Origin of the sequence: Roseospira navarrensis (assembly GCF_009601025.1) — a bacterium.
In the GTDB taxonomy this organism is placed as follows: Bacteria; Pseudomonadota; Alphaproteobacteria; order Rhodospirillales; family Rhodospirillaceae; genus Rhodospira; species Rhodospira navarrensis.
The window spans coordinates 1-17,521 of sequence record NZ_WIVE01000055.1; the positions used below are offsets into that span (position 1 = coordinate 1).

Sequence of the window (17,521 nt, forward strand, 5' to 3'; positions counted from 1 at the left end):
CGCGTCTACATCAACATGGAAAACCGGGATGACTGAAGCGCCTCAGACCGAATTTCCATCCCTCAGGTTGCTCAATCGGGTCACTCCCGTGGTATGTGAAACGGACAGCAACTCTTCCTCTCCGGTAACGGATCGTTCATCGATCTCCCTAAAGAAGTATTTCCCCCGCTTCTCTGCCCAGTGCTCAGGAATGTTTCCAAGCCAATGAACACGCGCAGGCTTGTATGAGGGGTAGGGCTTCAAATTCTGCATCTCACAGCCCCTCGAAATAGGTCTTGATCTTCTGGGCCATCAGCTTGCGCCGGGTGTCCAGAAACGCGTCATAGTCCGGGGCTTCGCCGTTGAGCAGGCTTTCGGGCAGGCAGCTCATGGCCAAATTGGCGCGCAGTTCTTCCCGATCAGTGATGCCGCCATGCTTCTTCGGGCCACCGTTGCACTGGTCTGCGATCTCCGCGAAATAGACCTCTGGTGCGCGGTCGCCGATACCGATGTTGATCTCACTTTGGGCCAGCACGAAATTGGCGATCTGGTTGTAGCGCCCACGAGTCATGCCCTGGCTTTTCAGGTGATTGCGGGGATACACGTGATGCACGTCGCTGCGGTTCAGCAGCAGGTCCCGCACCGTGATGTCGCGCGACAGGAAGCCAAGGTCGCCCAGCTTGGCCTGTGCCGCCTGATAGACGAGGAAATAGGGGCTGGAGCCGGAGGATGTGTCCATCTCCTGTGGGAGCAGCGTTGTCCAGAAGCTCTCGGGCAACTCGGCATCGATCACCGCGTCGGTGTATTTTGCAAGGCCCTGCGTTTCGATCTGGCGGATATCGAAGTCAAAGGTTGTCTCGGGGCTGCCTGAATACCGCCCCCGCAAAAGCGACATGACATACCAGCGCCTCACCAGCCGTTCGATGTCCGCAGCCGGCATGCCTTCGGCACGGCCACGAAGATAGAGGATATAGGCGAAGTTGATCGCGTTCTGGCTGCGGATTAGCTTGGAGGTGATGAACCCGGCCGAGCGCAGGATCATGGTCAGTCGGTCGAAATGCGTCTTGTTGATGAAGTTAAGGACGCCCGTTTTCAGCTTGGCAAAGGCGTCTTCGGCCACCGCCTCTTCATATTGCTTGGTCTCGAAGTTTCGGCCCGATAGCAGGGCGACAAGGTCTTGCAGCTTGCCCCGTCGGAATTCCGACGTGAAGGCCACGCGCAGCATGTCGGTATAGGACGGGTCGTAGAGGTCGTCGTTGACGTCCTTCAGCCAGCGCATTTTCGGGAAGAATTCCGAGGCTGCGAAGGCTTTGTCGCCTTTTTCAATGCGCGGCAGAAACTCCGGCGCAACGGCCAAATGGCAGAAATAGTCGATGGCCTTTCGCAGCGTGTTGCCGCCGTAGCTATCGTTGGCGGCGATCTTCGACATGGCGAAATCCGCCTGGCTCAGCGATGCGCCTGCCGAATTCACACGGATGAAGATCTCGGTCACCGTTTCGATGTCGAGGTCTTCGGCTAGTTCGATGAAGCCAACATGGTTGTTGATGATCTTTCGGACCCGCTCCAGAACGATAGACACCGTGTCCTGATCGACCTCCGGATTGCGCGCCACATAGTCCCGCGTCAGCTTGGTCAGGCTCGCCTCAGGCGAGAAAACGTCGGCCAGATCGGGTATCCATGCCCCGTCCTTCTGGATGGCGGGGTTCGAGACTTCAAACTTTTCCTCCACCGGATGGAAAGCGATGCGAATGCGGACGGTCTCATAATCTTTGGTCAACACCTCGCGGCCCAACAGCGCCGCCATCAGCGCGGTTACCCGCTGTTGGCCGTCAATCAGGATGCGCTTGCCGGAAGAGGTTGAGCCGTCCTTCAAGCGCACGGATGGATCACGCCATGCGATCAGATACCCCACAGGGTAACCCTGATAGAGCGAATCCAGCAGATTCCTGACCTTCGTCGCGTCCCACACGAAAGGACGCTGAATTTCGGGGATGGCGATCTCGCCTGACTTCACCCAGGTCAGCAGCGTTTCAATCGGGTGCGGGGTGACAGAATAGCGTTGCGTTGCCATGCTCAGCGCCCTCCCGTCAGAACGTCTTCGAGCAGACCTTCTGTTTCCTCTTCAAGGGCGCGGATGTCCGCTTCGATGTCAGCCAGTGGCCGCAGAGGCTGCGGCTTATAGAAGTGCCGCGTGAACGAGATTTCATAGCCTATGACGGTCTTGCCGTCTTCGATCCACGCATCGGGTGCATGTGGCAGGACTTCGCGCCGGATGAACGCCTCGATCCCGCCGTCTTCCAGAAACGGCACCTGCTCTGTATCGCGCAACTCGCTATCGGGTTCGTATTCGACGATAACGGGCTTGCCATCAATTACTTGCGGGTAGCGACCATAAAGGGGCGCATCGGCTTCCTCCGCGCCCTTGGCTTTGGTCACTTTCTTGATGACGGGTTCGGCTTCGGCATCCTTGGTGCCGAGCGACGTCATGATCAGCTTCTGGCGCTTGGCCGTCATGCGGACGCCATGGGCCTTCGCCAGCGTTTCCACAGCCTCCATGAAGGCGTTGAAATCCATATGCGGGCTAGGTCCAAGATCGCCTGCAACGGCCTCCAGAACGTCAATGAGCGATTCTTCACCAGCATCCTTGCAGGCCACGGCGAAACGTCGGAGTGCGCTTTCTGACAGCTCGACTTTCAGGCGGAGCGGGCGTTCAACCGTGACTTTCCAGTATCCGAAAGCGTCATTGGGGAAGATCTTCGATTGCTCGTTTTCTTCGCTGTTCAGAAACGCGCTGCAAATCTTGTCGATATCGTCCGGCCCAAGCTCGCAATTCTTCTTGCCGAGATTCTTGCGCAGCGGCTTGAACCACGCGGTCGCATCGACAAGCTGCACCTTGCCCTTGCGCTCCGGGGCCTTCCTGTTGCTGAGGACCCAGATGTAGGTTGCGATGCCGGTGTTGTAGAAGATGTTGAGCGGCAGGGCGATGATGGCTTCCAGCCAATCATTCTCGATGACCCAGCGGCGGACGTTACTCTCCCCGGAACCGGCATCGCCGGTGAACAGGGCCGAGCCGTTGTGGACTTCTGCAATACGGCTGCCGACCTTGCTGTCCTTCTTCATCTTGCTCAGCATGTTCGCAAGGAAGACCATCTGGCCGTCACTGGATCGGGTGATGAGGCTGTATTCGGGGTCGCCACCATGCTCGATGACAAAGCGCGGGTCGGTGATGTCCTTCTTGCCGCCCATGCGGTCGAGATCGGACTTCCAGCTCTTGCCATAGGGCGGATTCGACAGCATGAAATCGAATTCCCGCGAGGGGAACGCATCGGCTGAAAGCGTTGAGCCGTATTTCATGTTTTCAGCTTCAGCGCCTTCCCCCTTGAGGATCAGGTCGGCCTTGCTGATAGCGAAGGTTTCAGGCTGCACCTCCTGCCCATACAGATGGACCGAGACTTCTTTGCCATGGTCGGTCGCCAGCTTGATGAGTGTTTCTTCGGCGACGGTCAGCATGCCGCCCGTACCGCAAGCGCCATCGTAGACCAGATACGTTCCTGACTGGATATCGTCAGCAATCGGCTTAAAGATGAGGAAGGCCATAAGCTCTACGACATCACGGGGCGTGAAGTGCTCTCCGGCTTCCTCATTGTTTTCTTCATTGAACCTGCGGATTAGCTCCTCGAAAATCGTTCCCATGGAATGATTGTCGAGGCCGGGAAGCCGCTCGCTACCGTCCTGGTGCAGGACCGGCTTCGGGCTGAGATTGACCGAAGGGTCAAGAAACTTCTCGATCAGGAAACCCAGAATATCCGCATCGACCAGCGTCGGGATCTGATTGCGGAACTTGAACTTGTCCAGCACTTCCTGGACGTTTGGCGAAAAGCCGTCGAGATAGGCTTCGAAATCCGACTTCAATTGCTGACGGCGGGCCTTTGACGCGAGGTCGCGGAGGCGAAACTGAGACGTGTTGTAGAACGCCTCACCTGCTGCTTGGCAGAGCGCAGCGTGCTGGTTCGCAACGCCAGCCTTGTCGAGCTGGGCCTTCATGGCCAGGACAGCGTCTTTCGTCGGTTCCAGAACCGCATCAAGCCGCCGGATAACGGTCATAGGCAGGATAACGTCCCGGTATTTCCCGCGCACATAGATGTCGCGCAGGACATCGTCCGCAATGTTCCAGATGAAGTTGCTGATGTTGAGATTGCTCACGAGACCCCCGCTAATTTCATTCTATTGAACCCCGCCATTGCCGAGTTCCCGTTTCTCATAGACAGAGGCTATCCGATTGCCGTCCCAGACGTAGCAGAGATGCCGTTCCTGCCGCCCGTTCGACAGCAGGCGAGGTCGGAACACGGCAACGCACTCACCGCCCTCGCGCCGCACACTGTCATAGGCAATCCCGTTCGAGCCCTCTTTGCGGAGCGTCTTCCCCAAATGCTGGCCGCCTGCGTAATTGTCATTGTGATAGACAAGTGGCTGGGTTGCCTTCTGGCCCCTTAGATCATGAAGCTCGCCATTGAGGTCCGTCACATACACCCGCATGTCGAGTTCCATATGCGCTTGCTTCGTGGCGCGCATGAAGCGCTCGCGATGGTGCTTTGTCTCAGCGATAGCCGTCTCCAGATTATTCGCGGCATAAAACACCCCGTACGTGCCGTCAGAGAACCGGCTCCCCTCGGGGTTTAGGTGGGTGAAGGCCGCCATAATGATACTTGTGCCCGGCCCGCTGATCCTTTCCTCGGGCGGCACAAGGCGGATATCGCCGACTTCATCCCTTAGCCTCGGGTTGGTCAGGGACTCCAGTTCAAAGATGGCTTCCAGATCATCCGGTTCTGTTACCCGCTCGAAGAGCGCAATCGGTGGAAAGCGGCTGGGGATAATCCTCCAGCACGGCTTCCAAACGATTTGAGTAACAGCAACCGTCATGCCCAGCCGCCTCGCTGTGCATCGAGGTATTGTCTGACCACAAACAGGTCAGCCACCTGACCAGACAGCATTCTGTCCAACGCCGACTGGCCGGCGAACACAGGGGCTTCATTCGGTCGCTTGACCCATTCATCTGCCGCCTGTTCATCCGGCAACAGAATTTGCAGCGCCTTATAGACCCCAACGATGTAAGAGATACGCTCAAGGGTATCCCTCGGGAGAACAGTGTTCGGGTCCTTCTTCCACTTGAAGAAGGTGGACCGTGCCGTCACGCCAAGGAGAGTCATCTGATCGTCAACGGACAGCTCCCAGAGCTCTGCGATGCGGAAGAACGTGCGCAGGGCAGGGCCAGACAGGCCCTTACGATCAATCACTGTTGCTGGACGAGCTTGCGCAGGCATGACACTCTCCAATTTTGGTTCCTGATCTATATATAGTCCATATATAGACTAACCGCAAGTGTGAAGTTGCCCAAAAGAAAGAAGCCCCACCGCGAGGGTGGGGCTTCGGTCGAGGTCGAAAGCCGTGTCAGGCCGCGTCGTTCAAAGCCTTCGGAGCCATACGCTGACCCTCCAGCCACTTGTTGAATTCGGCGCGGTCTATGTAAACCCGTCCACCGATCTTGATCAGCGCAGGCTTCAATCCATTCGTTTCCGCATGGAATATCCACCAGCGCAGCTTGGCTTCCGTGATGAACGGTGCTTCCACCGCTACCTGCTTCACGGTCGCCAGGTCCCGAAAATCAACCATGGTAAACCTCATGGTATAAGGGGCCTATAAAGAGCAGGAACCTTACATATAGCCGAAAACGGCTTGCCGAACAATGAAGTGTGGGGTGGGCTACAGCTCGGCGGGCAGCACCTTGTCGTTGACGCTCTGCACCAGCTCCTTCACATGGCTTTCCGACAGGTGGGCGTACCGACGCACCATCTGAAGCGTCCTGTGCCCCAGCACCTCGGCAATCTCCACAAGGCTTGCGCCGTTCATTGCCAGATAACTGGCCGTCGAGTGGCGAATGTCGTGAAACCTGAAATCTACTAATCCGGCTGCGGCCCTTGCGTTCTCCCAGGCCGTGCGGACGTCGATAGGTGCCATGCCGTCCCGCCTCGGGAACAGCCACTTGGCGGGCGGTGCATGGTCGAGCTTCTCATAGTGCGCCTCTACCTGCTTCATATGCGCTGCAAGCAGCTTCTGTAGGGCTGTCACGATTGGTACGGTCCGAGTATCCCCGTTCTTCGTGTTGCGGAGGATAGCGACACCCCGTTTTAAATCTACATCGCCGAAGGTCAGTGACAGAACCTCGTTCTTCCGCGCGCCCGTGGACAGGGCGAAGATGACGACGGGATACAGGTGCTCGTTCTCGCTGGCCTTGCAGGCCGCGAGCAGGGCGGTACGTTCCTCGTCATCCAGGAACCGCATGCGCTCGTTCCTGATCTTCGTGATCTTGTTGACCCCGTCGATGGGATTGACCGCCGTCCAGCCCCACTGTTTGGCATGCTTGAGCAGCAGGGCCAGCGTGTCGCGATAGTGCTTGAGGGTCTTGCGGCTCTTCGGCGCAGTTTTGACGGGCTTGGCCGCTTCGCCGTCATCGGCCTTCCGGCGACCATCGCCGGCCTCGCCAAGTTCACGCAGCTTCGCGCTGATCAGCTGCGGTTCGATATAGGAGAGGGCATACTTGCCAAGCTCCCGCTCCCAGAAAGCCAGATAGGTTGTCTCTGCCCGCTGGGTTGATGGTGCCTTGTACGGCAACACATCGTCCCGGTACCGTTCGATCACATCGTTGAGCGTCTTGCCGCGGGCCGTGGACACCACGTTCTGAAATTCGCCCTTGCGGATCGCCGCTTCGGTTTGCTGCGCCCAGAGCTTGGCATCCGTGAGGCGCTTGAAGGTCTTCTTCTGACGTGGGAAGCCGTGAATGCGCACATCGGCCAGATAGACTGTGCCGGACTTACGCTCCCGTTTTTGAATGTTTGCCATGGTGAACCTGACGTCTGGGGGCAGTAGGGGCAGTGAGTTTCAGGTTGCCATGGATGAAAACCTGAAGGTCGCACCTCCGTATTCTGGGGGCACTTTAGGGGCACTTGATATCAGGTTTTGCCCATGATTGCCAATAGCTATCAACGACGCTAGCATCGCAAGACATTGAAAAATATAATGAAAAAAATTGGCGATTGTTGGCGATGATAGTGTTGCATGGGGCTCATAACCTGAAGGTCAGAGGTTCAAATCCTCTCCCCGCAACCATAAAAAAGCCCGTCAAGTCAATGACTTGGCGGGCTTTCTTCATGCGCCCAAAACCACCCAAATCCCCGCTCAGCTACCAAATAGCTACCAAACGAAAGCGAAATTCCAGCGGCGAGAGCGTAGGGGCTGGCAGGGCGTCTCCCTTCCGTGAGCCGCTCCGACAGCGTCGGCCTATCATCGGTCCATGGCCCCGTCGACGCCCAGGATCCAGCCTTCGACCTGGGCAATGGTGGTGTCGGCAGCCGAAAGCCGGGGGACGAGGGCCGCCCGCAATGTCCCGTCCCGGTCCGCACGCGACAGCCAAGCGGCAACGCTGTAAGCGTCATGCTGGTCACCAGTGCGGTCTTTGCGGGAGAATCCCCGTGACCAGAGCGCCGGGTAGACCTCCGCGATGGCAGACCGTCCCTCCGGGATGTCCCAGCCGTCGAAGGGCCAGAAATGGACACGGTCCCCGACCTGGTTCCGGATGAAGCGCAGCCACGGGATACCTGCGTGGGTGGATTTGGCCACCTGGCCTTGCACATCGAAGTGAAAAACGGACTTCGCCGTCCTGGCCGTATGCCTCCGGTGAGAACCGCAGGCGCCACGGCTTGACATCGTGGTGGAGGGCGTGGGCTGGGCGCGGTGCCGACTACATTTTCTTCGCCCTCGGCTTTCTGGTCCAGCGGCGCGCCAGCGTGGCGAGGTCCGCGTCGATGGCGGCGATATCAATCGTGTCGTCCTGGAGGCGGTCTGCGCTCCACCATTCGCTGAGTTCGTCGTGGCGTTCATGGGTGGGATCCGCGAGGGCTTCGCGAGCCTCCTGGTAGCCCCAGGGCCCGCCGATGCCCTCGGGCGGACAGCGGCCGGAGGCGTCGAGCAGGCAAGGATAGGTGCCGCCGTCGATGGCGGCCGTGATGCGCTCGACCCTGATGGAATGCTCCCAGCCGTCACCGAAGTCGTAGAGGTACTTGAACGACCTAGCGCCGGTATCCTCGAGAACGTCACTGAGCTTGGCCTTGCGGGCATCGAGGGGGCCGTCGCCGAAGCCAAAGTCTGGATCGGGGATGCCGAAGCCGATGCCTTTGACGCGGAACTCCCAGAGATGGCTGTCGGTCCATCCCATGGCCACCTGCAGGACGGTGTGAAGCCGGTCCAGCCTGAGGGACAGCGGGATCTCCAGCCGACGCATGACCGGTGGCATGACGTCGTCGAGAACGACCTTGATGCGGGCAACCGGCGCGCCTGGCGTCATGCCGCGAGGCTCCCCTGGGCCATGCGGGCCGCTTTCCAGGTCCAGGGCAGCAGTTCGTGGAGGCGGGACTGGGGCATGTCGGCGATGCGGGCGAGCACGTCGGCCAGCCAGGCCTGCGGGTCGATGTCGTTGAGCTTGGCGGTGACGATCAGCGTGTACATGGCCGCCGCCCGCGCGGCGCCCCGGTCGGAGCCGGCGAACAGCCACGACTTCCGGCCCAGGGCCAGGCCCCTCAGCGCTCTTTCGGCCGCGTTGTTCGTCAGGCAGATGCGGCCATCCTCCAGGAAGCGGGTGAAGGCCTCCCAGCGGGTCAGCATATAGTCCATCGCCTTGCCCAGATCGGAGCGGCCGGACAGGCTGGCCCGCTGCTCGCACATCCAGGCCTCCAGGTCCTCGACCAGCGGACGGGACCGGGCCTGGCGGACCTCCAGCCGCCGCGCGGCGCTCTGGCCGTTGATCTCGCGCTCGATGTCGAACAGGGCGTCGATGCGCCGCACCGCCTCCAGGGCCAGGGGCGAGAGGGGCGGCGCCCGGCTGCCCCGGCGCCGGGTGGCCTCGATGTCGGCCAGTTCGAAGAATTTCCTGCGGCTGTGTGCCCAACAAAGCGCGGAGAGAACGGGACCCGGTGCGCGACCGGGATCGTACAGCCGGTTATAGCCGGCATAGGCGTCGGCCTGCAGGAGGCCGGCCCACGCCTCCAGGTGCTTCACGGGGTGGTCCTGCCCCCGATCCCGGGAATACTGGAACAGGGCCGCCGGCGCGTCGGGCCCGCCGAACGGGGCGTCGTCACGCACGTAAACCCAGGCCCGGCCCTTGGCCGTCTTGCCCTTGGCCAGCACCGGCACCACGGTGTCGTCGCCGTGCAGGCGCTCGCCCGCCATCACATGGGCGGCGATCAGGTCGTGGAGCGGCTTCAGCGCGTGGGTGCAGGCACCAACCTGATCGGCCAGCGTGGACAGGCTCAGGTCCACACCCTCGCGGGCATAGCGCTCGCTCTGCCGGTTCAGCGGCTGATGGGCGCCGTACTTCTCGAACAGGATCATGGCCAGCAGGCTGGGGCCGGCCCAGGCGCGCGGCACCGGATGGAAGGGCGCGGGCGGCTGGGTGATGTGCGAACAGCACCGGCAGGTGTATTTCTCCCGCACCGTCTGGATGACCTTCCACTGGCGGGGAATGACCTCGAGGGTCTCGGTGACGCTCTCGCCCAACTTGGCAATGTGGTCGGAGCCGCAGCACTCGCAGGTCTCGGGCGCCGGAATGACGATGCGTTCGCGCGGCAGATGCTCCGGGAACGGCTTGCGCGACGGTTTGCGGCGCGTGAACGACTGGACCGTGGTGGTCGGCGCGGCCGCCTCTGCGGCCAGATCGTCCTCGGTGGCCGTCGCCTGGAGGTCTTCCAGGTCCAGCTCCATCTGCTCCAGCAGGCGTTCCTTGCGCTCGGACCGCTGCCCGTACAGGGCCCGGCGCATCTTCTCGATCTCCAGCTTCAGATGGGCGATCATCGCCTCGGTGCTGGCAGCCTCCGCCTTGGCCTGCGCGAGGTCTGCGGCGGCGGTCTCGGCGCGGCTTTCCGCCTCCGCGGCGCGGGCCTCGGCGGCGTTCAGGCGAGCCCGAAGATCGGCGATGTCAGCGGCGTCTTCCATGCCCGGAGTATACCCCGGAAAGACCCCCGATTCCGCCGTTTTCTAAGCGATTCCAGGAGTTTTTGGACCTCACCCAGCCCGTTTCGGGCGCCACGTGTGGCGCGGGTTGCGCCAGTCGATCCCGTCCAGCAGATAGCCCAACTGGGCCGCCGAGATCGCCACCGCGCCGTCCGCCGGAGACGGCCAGATGAAGCGCCCGTGCTCCAGCCGCTTGGCGTACAGGGACATGCCGACGCCATCATGCCAGAGGATCTTGATGAGTGAACCACTCCGTCCCCGGAAGATGAAAAGATCGCCGGCGTGCGGGTCGCGGCCGAGCCCTTCCTGGACCTGAAGCGCCAGGCCGTTCATGCCCCGGCGCATGTCCGTCACGCCACCGGCCAGCCAGACCTTCGCGTCCATCGGCACGGGGATCATCGCGCTTCCACCACGGCCAGAACCCGACGCAGGGCGTCGCCGTCAATATCAGCGCCGACGATCACCCGGTATCCGCTGGGGGCCACGATCTCAATGCGGTCATGGGGCGGTATCGGCCTGGGCGGCGGCTCCGACGGCGCCGGGGCGGCCTCCGGTTCCTCGTCGATGCACGTCTGCGGATTGTAGGGCAAGATCACCGCTGGCACGAACGCCGGCGCGCTGCCGTTATCCGCTGGCTGAACACCAAGCCGGCTCTCCTGCCACAGTTTCCGCCACCGGAAGATCAACGACGTGCAGATCCCATACCGCCGCGCCGTCGCCGAAGCCTGCCGGGAGCCGACGAAGCTCTCTTCCACGATGCGGACCTTTTCCGCGTCGCTGAACCGCCGCCGACGGCCCGTCTCCACGATCTCCAACCGCATCGCCTTGTCCACTGTCTCTATCCCTACGGATAGCCACAGTGGACAAGACTGCGCATCCGCCGTCTCGCCCTAAGTCAGCGGTTTTCACCGGAGGGGTACTCCTGGCCCGCTCTTCCGTAAGTCGTTTCCATCGGGAATTGCCCATACGGGCCTCCCCATTGCCCACGGACCCATGTCGGACGAAATCAACGTAGACATGGTCTCCATCAGTGGGCCAGTGCTCTTGAAAGTCGTCGAGAAAGGTGGGCCAATCCGGCTGGAGGAAGTGAACCTCAAAATACCGCAAGGGGAATGAAAAGGCGTGGTCGATGCCAATCAATGTGGGAACATCCTCGGACAGCCTCTCAACCAGCCAAGCGGCGACGCCTTTGCGGGTCCAGTATTTGCGGGGACTGGGTGGTGGAAGGACCTCTTCCGGTTCGCCGCCAGCGACAGCCATATAGACCCGAAGGCCCTTCAGGCTCGCCGTTGGCGTCTCGGCTCCGGAATAGTCGATGCCGACATAACGGTTGAAACGTCGCTGGGTCACCATTGCTCGCCTCAGCCCTTGTAGCAGTTCTCGTTGTGCCACCGCAGAGCGCCAGCGTCGGGGCGTTGCGCCATTTCAGGTGGCATGCAGACGGCCCGGCCATGCAGGGCATAATAATCCCGGCCATTCTCGAACTCTTCCTTGATACGACCACTGACTTCGAAGCGGAACTCCGGGGTAACAGTCACGTATCCCGCGTCGAACAGGCTGTGCACATCGCGGCGAAGCAGCAAGCCGTTCTGGGGTTCGTGCGCCCCACCGTCAGCGTACGGGCGAATGTGGGCGGCGTCCAACGCCGGCAGGGTGCGTTCCCGGGTCACGGCGCAGCGACGCTGGTAGATGTCCGTCACCAAAACGCGGAATGCGCCCTGCCCGAGGCGCGGCTGGATGAGATGGGGGCCGCCAAATCGGGCTTGGTCTTCGGCCATGCCAGGAAACTGCGGCCGGGTGAGCCTGTCATTCACCGCCTCCCAAACGGCCAGCCCATCGGCATCAGCCGTCGAGTACGTTTTGAACGAGACGATGTTCGGCGCCCAACTGGGGGGAACGGGGATCCAGTCAGCTTCCTCGAAGAAGAAGGGCTGGGTGAGGATGCGACAGCCGATCTCGAAGTCGCTCCGGTCATTTGGGGCGGTCCGCCGGTAGTGGGCGATGCGCGCCCGCATGTCCTGCGCCGAATGCGCGCCGTTCGCTTCCGTGAAGGCCTCCCAGGCCAGCGAACAGGGCAAGGCATTGGCGTAGGCAAAGATTCCGCCGCCGACGATGAAATTGCGTGGAGCGTGAAGCTTGAAGAGGAAGAGTTCGCCAGGCCGTAGAGCGCGAAAGTTAGAGGCCGAGGGGGCCCAGAAATTCACCTCGCCGAGGTGCGGCCGCTGGCGCAGCATGTCGAACCAGTCCCCGTCGGTCACGGCGATGACGAGGTTGATGGCCATGGTCAGGCGGTACTCTCGTGCATCGCAGCGGACAGCCCGGGCCTTGTGGTGCGAACCAGGGTGTCCTGCGGAACTTGTGCTCGCCTGCGTTTCGGCGCTGATGGTCCGCTTTTCAGAGTCTTCCCATTCATGATGTTTGTCATTCCCGGTATCGTGCCATCGTTGCTTATGGGCGAAACGGGAGCAAGATGAGATCTTCGTCGAGTGATGCGCCACCTGGGCCTGAACCGGGCACGCTGGCCGGAGGACGACGGAACGCGGGCAGAGACGAGCGATGACCACAGACCAGGACCTGCGCGATAAGCTGCGCAAGATCGAGGCCTTGTTTGCCGGCGCGGCGACGCCCGGCGAGAAGGCCGCCGCCGGGGCGGCAGCGGACCGCCTACGCGCCCGCCTGCGCGAGGCCGTCGAGTCGGAGCTGCCCGTGGAGTTCAAGTTCAGCCTCCAGGACCCCTGGGGCCGCTCCCTGTTCGTCGCCCTGTGCCGCCGCTATGGCCTGCGCCCGTATCGATACCGCCGCATGCATCGCCAGACGGTGCTGGTCAAGGGACCGCCCAGTTTCATCGACGGCGTCCTCTGGCCGGAGTTCGAGGAACTGGACGTCGTGCTCTCCGGCTATCTCGCCGAGATCACCGAACGTCTCATTCGCGAAGCCATCCATGGTGAAACCGGCGAGGCCGACGAAGTCCCCGAGACCCCCCGGATCGGCCGGTGACCAGGCCGGCGGACCCATCGGAGCGGGAGGTGCTGGCCGGCCTGATCGAGCGGGTCACCTTCCACAATGCCGAAAACGGGTTCTGTGTCCTGCGCCTCAAAGCGCGCGGCCACAGAGACCTGGTCACGGTGGTCGGCCACGCCGCCACCATCTCGGCCGGCGAGTGGGTGACGGCCAGCGGGGAATGGATCAACGACCGCGCCCATGGCCTTCAGTTCAAGGCTCGGTTCCTGAAAACGTCAGCGCCCACCTCTATCGACGGCATCGAAAAGTACCTTGCCTCCGGCATGATCCGGGGCGTGGGGCCGGTCTACGCCAAAAAGCTGGTGCGTGCTTTCAAGGAAAAGGTGTTCGACATCATTGAGGGCGACCCGGAGCGCCTGCGCGAGGTCGACGGGATCGGCCCCGTCCGCGCCGGTCGCATCGTGGCTGCCTGGGCGGAGCAGAAGGTCGTGCGCGAGATCATGGTCTTCCTGCACAGCCATGGCGTTGGCACGGCCAGGGCGGTGCGCATCTACAAGACCTATGGGGCGGACGCCGTCCAGGTGATGAGCGAGAACCCCTACCGTCTGGCCCGCGACATCCGGGGCATCGGCTTCAAGACCGCCGATCAGATCGCCATGCGCCTAGGGATTGAGCCGACCGCCATGATCCGGGTGCGCGCCGGCATCGGCTACGCGCTGACCGAGGCCATGGATGAGGGGCATTGCGGCCTGCCCATGGGTGAACTGCTGCCGCTGGCGCAGACGTTGCTCGAGGTCGACGCCGCCCTGGTCGAGAGCGCGCTGGCGGACGAACTGGCCGAGGGCACGGTCGTGGAGACCATGCTGGGCGAGACGCGCTGCGTTTTCCTGGCCGGGCTGTTCCGCGCTGAGCAGGGCATTGCCGAACGGCTCCTGACCCTGCGAGAAGGGCCGCTTCCCTGGCCCTGGATCGATCCCGACAAGGCCACTCCCTGGGTCGAGGGCCGGATCGGGCTCGACCTGGCGGAGAGCCAGAAGGCCGCCGTGCGTCTGGCCCTGGTGTCGCGCGTGCTGGTGATCACCGGTGGCCCTGGGGTCGGCAAGACCACCATCCTGAACGCCATCCTGCGCATCCTCTTCGCCAAGGCTGTTCGCATGCTGCTCTGCGCGCCGACCGGCCGCGCCGCCAAGCGGATGAGCGACGCGACCGGGTTCGACGCTCGCACCATCCACCGGGTGCTGGAGGTCGACCCCAAGGCAGGCGGGTTCAAGCGCGGCCCGGACCATCCGCTCGAGTGCGACCTGCTTGTCATCGACGAAAGCTCCATGGTCGACGTCATGCTGATGCAGGCGTTGCTGCGCGCCGTGCCGGACACGGCGGCGCTGCTCATCGTCGGCGACATCGACCAGTTGCCATCGGTCGGACCCGGTCAGGTGCTGGCCGACATCATCGCGTCGAACGCGGTGCCGGTGGTGCGCCTGACCGAGGTGTTCCGCCAGGCGGCCCAAAGCCGGATCATCACCACAGCGCACCGGATCAATCAGGGCACCATCCCCGACCTCACCCCACCTGACGGCGAGAGTGATTTCTACTTCGTGCCCGCCGATGATCCCGAGGCGGCCATGGTGCGCATCGTCTCGCTCGTCAAAACGCGCATCCCGGCTCGCTTCGGCCTCGATCCCATCCGCGACATCCAGGTCCTCTGCCCGATGAACCGTGGCGGTGTCGGCGCACGGTCCCTCAACATCGACCTTCAAGCGACCCTCAATTCCGATCCTCCGGCCCGCATCGAGAAGTTCGGCTGGACCTTCGCCAACGGCGACAAGGTCATGCAGATCGAGAACGACTACGACCGCGAGGTCTACAACGGCGACATCGGCTTCATCGAGACCGTGGACGCCGAGGCCGGCGAACTGGTGGCCTTCTTCGATAACCGGCGTGTGGAATATGGTCTGGGTGATCTGGACGCCCTGGTGCCGGCCTACGCGGCGACGATCCACAAGGCCCAGGGCTCGGAATACCCGGCGGTGATCATCCCGGTCATGACCCAGCACTACCCCATGCTGATGCGCAACCTGCTTTATACCGGAGTCACCCGGGGCCGGAAGCTGGTCGTGCTTGTCGGCCAGCGCAAGGCGGTCGCCATCGCCGTTCGGAATGCCTCTGGGCGGCGGCGGTGGACCCGATTGCGTCAAATCCTGAGCAATCTCTGACCATCCTGGCCGACTCGGAGGCCATCGGTTGCATTCGCACCAACCGTTTTCCCGCGACGCCCCCGGTCCATGCCCCACTCGTCCTATCACCATCAAAGTCGGTCCAGCCGGAACCGCGACGGCGTCGTCCCGGTCACCTTGCGGAACACGGTGGTGAAGTGACCGTGGCTGGAGTATCCGACCTCCAGGGCGATGTCGACGATGGTGCGGTTCGGATCGAGCAGCAGCGTCTTGGCCTTTTCGATCCGGCGTTCATGCAGGTACCGGGATGGCGACTGGCCGAACGTCGCGCGGAACACAGTCCGAAAATGCGACGACCCCAGGCCGACGACGCCCGCCATTTCGTTCAATGACACCCGCCTATCCAGGTTGCCGTCGATGAAGGTGGCAATGCGCCGCTGTCGTGATGCGCCCAAGCCGCCCGTCGCATATCCGCCGGCGCTTTCTTCCTCGCCGTAAACCTCGAACAGCCGAAGGCCGAAGGTTATCCCTGCAAGCTCAAGAGAGCGGACCCCTGCGGCTGCCGATCCGTCCAGCGCGGCCTCGAACCAGGACATCATCTCCGCCAGCGCCGCATCCCGGATCGTGGCCTGGGGCGCGAGGCGCGGCACCCGGCCATCGAACTCAGGGGCAACATGGGTGTCCAGGAACGCTGCCGTCAGACCCAACACCAGCGCTCGGTCACCCCCAACCCATTCGATCCGGATCGCCGATCCTGGAGGAATCAGATGCAGCGCCTGGCGTGTCATGCGGGCCGTCGTCTCGGTCTGGTCCTCGACCCCACGCCATCGCACCGTCACGCTCGCCGCCGGACGCACCAGCATGGTCTGGCGAACCGAAATCCAGGCTTCCTGTTGCGGTGGGAACCGACACCGACAAACAATCAGGCCGTCACCTACCAAACGTTCGGCCGTACTGTCGCATAAGGCCGACGGCTTTTCTTCCAGATCGATGAGCACACTCTCGGACATGCCACTCGCCTCCAAAACACAGGTGGTCGATGCCCCTCCCTTGTCGGCCGTTTTCGCGCCACAAGCCGACACACCTTGACGCCAGTTGCGAACCGGCATCGTTTCCGGCTTTGATGTTGGCATGAAGAGCGGTTGTGTCCATTGATATATGACAAGCTGCGGCGACCTCGTATTTTATGTATATTTGCGTCTATTTGATTGGAACACTTGTTTCGTTTTGGAGTACCGTATCGTTTCGCCGCGAAAGGGGAAAGTGACCAGCGTTTCGTGGAAGCCATCCTTGACGACCCTATAGAAAACTATCGATAGGGCCGCATCAGGCAAGAACGGCCGCACCCCAAGATTCTCCGCTGCTTTCGACCCCTGGCGCGCATCGCCGCGCCGGGCAGGGCGGAGTCTGCTCCGGATCGCAAGGAGGACTGTTCCATGTCGGAGACGAGACCCTTTCCCCCACGACCCTTCCCGCCACCCGACTGGCGCAACGCCAAGACGTATCACCCCCTGCTGTCCCTCGACCGCGCTGCCTGGGCCTGGCAGTGGCTGAAACGCAATCCTCAGTTTGTTGCATCGGCCCGCCAGGGGCGGCGCCGACCCCGCCCGCTGCCGGGGCCCCATCCGGCGCCCCGCATCGCGGTGACGCCGACGCCGCTTCTGGACCCCCGCTGGGGTGTCCTGTTTCGCGGACGAGACCGAGGATCTGGTGTTCTGGTCCAGCACGGACGCCCCCATCGTGCTCACCACCATCGCCAGCGAAGCCCAGGTCCACGGCCCCGAGACCCTGGACCTGCGCCGGCTGGCCCTGCCCATCGCCATGCTGCGCCAGCCGGACGGGCGCCTGCACCTGCTGATCCTGGACGGACAGCGCCGGCTGCAGATCGAGGTCGTTGCGACCCGCCTGTCGCGCGATCCGGTCCGGTTGTTGATTCCGGTGTGGCCGCCCCCGGAGGACGAGCCGCGCGTGCTCGCCCTGCGCCGGTTCCTGCACCTGCGCGCCGCCGGCGCGCTGCCCGATCAGCTTTACCGGCCCGAACGGCGTGCCCTCCGCTGGGCCGACATGCTGCGTGCTCACGATGCCCGGTCGGCGGGAGCCTCCCACCGGGACATCGCCGCCGCCCTGTTCGGCCCGGAGCGGGTACGCGACGACTGGGCCGGCACCTCGGATTATCTGCGGCTGCGTGTGCAACGCCTCGTGCGGGCCGGCGACCGGATGGTCGGCGGCGGCTACCGCGACCTTCTGCGCTGACCGCCGGCCTTTGGAGGCGGAGGGCCGGTGGGAGAACCGCGACGGGTCTGGATGGTGGAGGGAGTGGCCTTCCGCCCGCCCGTCGGGGAGAGACG

At 62.7% G+C, this 17,521-nt stretch carries 16 protein-coding genes and 1 pseudogene; 4 read left to right on the forward strand and 13 right to left on the reverse strand.

Annotation, left to right across the window (positions count from 1 at the left end; all coding sequences use genetic code 11):
• Window positions 1-253: 253 nt before the first annotated feature.
• The 12 genes from GHC57_RS14685 to GHC57_RS14740 all read right to left on the reverse strand — a co-directional run bounded on the left by GHC57_RS14685 (window position 254) and on the right by GHC57_RS14740 (window position 12,320).
• Window positions 254-2,050 (reverse strand): GmrSD restriction endonuclease domain-containing protein, encoded by a 1,797-nt coding sequence (locus GHC57_RS14685; protein ID WP_153345583.1) that lies wholly within the window; start codon window positions 2,048-2,050, stop codon window positions 254-256.
• Between the two features lie 2 nt (window positions 2,051-2,052).
• Window positions 2,053-4,182 carry an N-6 DNA methylase gene (locus tag GHC57_RS14690; RefSeq protein ID WP_170294900.1) on the reverse strand — a complete coding sequence of 710 codons (2,130 nt, stop codon included), beginning with the start codon at window positions 4,180-4,182 and terminating at the stop codon, window positions 2,053-2,055.
• A 21-nt stretch (window positions 4,183-4,203) separates the two neighbouring features.
• The gene (locus GHC57_RS14695; protein ID WP_153345585.1) at window positions 4,204-4,899 is read right to left on the reverse strand and encodes an RES family NAD+ phosphorylase; all 696 of its coding nucleotides are present in this window, start codon (window positions 4,897-4,899) and stop codon (window positions 4,204-4,206) included.
• The gene (locus tag GHC57_RS14700) at window positions 4,896-5,300 is read right to left on the reverse strand and encodes an MbcA/ParS/Xre antitoxin family protein (protein ID WP_153345587.1); all 405 of its coding nucleotides are present in this window, start codon (window positions 5,298-5,300) and stop codon (window positions 4,896-4,898) included. The genes GHC57_RS14695 and GHC57_RS14700 overlap by 4 nt, the downstream gene beginning before the upstream one ends.
• 127 nt (window positions 5,301-5,427) lie before the next feature.
• On the reverse strand, window positions 5,428-5,649 hold the full coding sequence (locus GHC57_RS14705; RefSeq protein WP_150497970.1) for a MerR family transcriptional regulator: 222 nt from the start codon (window positions 5,647-5,649) through the stop codon (window positions 5,428-5,430).
• Between the two features lie 90 nt (window positions 5,650-5,739).
• Entirely contained in the window at window positions 5,740-6,876 is a 1,137-nt protein-coding gene (locus GHC57_RS14710) for a tyrosine-type recombinase/integrase (RefSeq protein WP_153345589.1), read from the reverse strand.
• 441 nt (window positions 6,877-7,317) lie between these two features.
• Entirely contained in the window at window positions 7,318-7,653 is a 336-nt protein-coding gene (locus tag GHC57_RS14715; protein WP_211369207.1) for a hypothetical protein, read from the reverse strand.
• 121 nt (window positions 7,654-7,774) lie between these two features.
• Window positions 7,775-8,377 carry a plasmid pRiA4b ORF-3 family protein gene (locus tag GHC57_RS14720; protein WP_153345592.1) on the reverse strand — a complete coding sequence of 201 codons (603 nt, stop codon included), beginning with the start codon at window positions 8,375-8,377 and terminating at the stop codon, window positions 7,775-7,777.
• Complete coding sequence (tnpC, locus tag GHC57_RS14725) at window positions 8,374-10,020, reverse strand: IS66 family transposase (protein ID WP_211369208.1); 1,647 nt, start codon at window positions 10,018-10,020, stop codon at window positions 8,374-8,376. The genes GHC57_RS14720 and tnpC overlap by 4 nt, the downstream gene beginning before the upstream one ends.
• A 69-nt stretch (window positions 10,021-10,089) precedes the next feature.
• The gene (gene tnpB, locus GHC57_RS14730; RefSeq protein WP_153345594.1) at window positions 10,090-10,437 is read right to left on the reverse strand and encodes an IS66 family insertion sequence element accessory protein TnpB; all 348 of its coding nucleotides are present in this window, start codon (window positions 10,435-10,437) and stop codon (window positions 10,090-10,092) included.
• Window positions 10,434-10,871, reverse strand: coding sequence for an IS66-like element accessory protein TnpA (gene tnpA / locus GHC57_RS14735; RefSeq protein WP_211369209.1), 438 nt, complete (start codon window positions 10,869-10,871; stop codon window positions 10,434-10,436). Before tnpA ends, tnpB begins: the two co-directional genes overlap by 4 nt.
• Window positions 10,872-11,399: 528 nt before the next feature.
• Complete coding sequence (locus tag GHC57_RS14740; protein WP_153345596.1) at window positions 11,400-12,320, reverse strand: HNH endonuclease; 921 nt, start codon at window positions 12,318-12,320, stop codon at window positions 11,400-11,402.
• Window positions 12,321-12,594: 274 nt separating this feature from the next.
• On the opposite strand from GHC57_RS14740, the gene GHC57_RS14745 reads away from it, so the two are divergent.
• Together GHC57_RS14745 and recD2 are read left to right on the forward strand one after the other, a co-directional pair.
• The gene (locus tag GHC57_RS14745; protein ID WP_153345598.1) at window positions 12,595-13,035 is read left to right on the forward strand and encodes a hypothetical protein; all 441 of its coding nucleotides are present in this window, start codon (window positions 12,595-12,597) and stop codon (window positions 13,033-13,035) included.
• On the forward strand, window positions 13,032-15,212 hold the full coding sequence (recD2, locus tag GHC57_RS14750) for an SF1B family DNA helicase RecD2 (protein ID WP_170294901.1): 2,181 nt from the start codon (window positions 13,032-13,034) through the stop codon (window positions 15,210-15,212). The genes GHC57_RS14745 and recD2 overlap by 4 nt, the downstream gene beginning before the upstream one ends.
• 92 nt (window positions 15,213-15,304) lie before the next feature.
• On the opposite strand, the gene GHC57_RS14755 is transcribed toward recD2, so the two are convergent.
• Window positions 15,305-16,183, reverse strand: coding sequence for a helix-turn-helix transcriptional regulator (locus GHC57_RS14755; RefSeq protein WP_170294902.1), 879 nt, complete (start codon window positions 16,181-16,183; stop codon window positions 15,305-15,307).
• Between the two features lie 426 nt (window positions 16,184-16,609).
• On the opposite strand from GHC57_RS14755, the pseudogene GHC57_RS20570 reads away from it, so the two are divergent.
• Both GHC57_RS20570 and GHC57_RS14760 read left to right on the forward strand, forming a co-directional pair.
• Window positions 16,610-16,804 (forward strand): annotated as a pseudogene (locus tag GHC57_RS20570) (transcriptional regulator domain-containing protein); the annotation flags it as partial.
• A gap of 46 nt (window positions 16,805-16,850) precedes the next feature.
• Complete coding sequence (locus GHC57_RS14760) at window positions 16,851-17,426, forward strand: DNA -binding domain-containing protein (protein ID WP_153345602.1); 576 nt, start codon at window positions 16,851-16,853, stop codon at window positions 17,424-17,426.
• Window positions 17,427-17,521: the final 95 nt, after the last annotated feature.